General features: G+C 66.0%; 1 protein-coding gene. It reads right to left on the minus strand.

Annotation, left to right across the window (positions count from 1 at the left end):
- A partial coding sequence (pstA, locus tag ASG00_RS10320; RefSeq protein ID WP_235559503.1) for a phosphate ABC transporter permease PstA occupies nucleotides 1-1,068 on the minus strand: 1,068 nt, incomplete at both ends.

Here is a 1,068-nt window from a genome sequence, read left to right on the forward strand (position 1 = left end):
GACGCTGCCGCCGCGGCTCGACGCTGACGATCGGACAACTGGCCGGCACCCGATCCGCCGATGAGGCGGGCGACGATGAACAACGTCAGCACCAGGAGCACGAGCACGGCCGCGGCCCCGAATCCGCGGGAGATCATGTTGGGCTCAGGCGACTTGACGAAGTCGAACACCTGGAGCGGAAGCGAGATCATCGGACCCTGGAAGGGATTGAGGTTCATCTCCGCGGTGACGCCCGAGGTGAGGAGCACCGGCGAGGTCTCGCCGATTCCTCGCGCCGTTCCGAGGATCACCGCCGTGACGAGCCCCGAGCGCGACGTGGGCAGAACGACATGCCAGACGGTGCGCCAGCGGTTCGTGCCGAGAGCGTAGGACGCCTCGCGCAGATTGTGGGGCACCAGACGCAGCTGCACATCCGAGGCCCGGATGATGATCGGAAGCATCATGACGCTGATCGCGAGTGTCGCGGCGAAGCCGGATCGCTGGTGGGTGATGAGGGTGACGACGGCCGCGTAGACGAACAGACCCGCCACGATCGACGGAAGCGCCGTCATCGCGTCGGAGATCGTTCGCACGAAACGGGCGAACGGTCCGCCGATCTCGTTGAGGAAGACGGCGGTGGCGATCCCGAGGGGAATCGTGATCACGAGCGCCATGCTGATCTGGATCAGCGTTCCGACGATCGCGTGAGCCACTCCACCGACACTCAGCGGGTCGAGAGGACCGGCGAGCGTCATCGTCTGCACGAAGAAGTTCGGGTTGATCAGCGCCGGGAGACCGCGGATGACCGTATAGCCCAGCACGAAGATCAGTGCGCCGAGGAGAAGGACCCCGGCCGAGTAGAACAGCGTGGTCATGATGCGGTCGGTGACGGCCAGGCGATCGGCGCGCAGGGATGCGAGCACCGCGTAGACCAAGAGGAAGGCGAGGAAGGCGACGACGATCCAGCCGACGTAACCCGTCATGGGCGTCAGCCATCCGAACAGCAGCGTGGCGATCGCGAAACCGGCCGCGGCGGCTCCGAGCACGTTGAACGTGTCGTCGAGAGGGATGCCGCGGAGGTCGCGCTTC

Origin of the sequence: Microbacterium sp. Leaf351, assembly GCF_001423825.1 — a bacterium.
Classification (GTDB): domain Bacteria; phylum Actinomycetota; class Actinomycetes; order Actinomycetales; family Microbacteriaceae; genus Microbacterium; species Microbacterium ginsengisoli.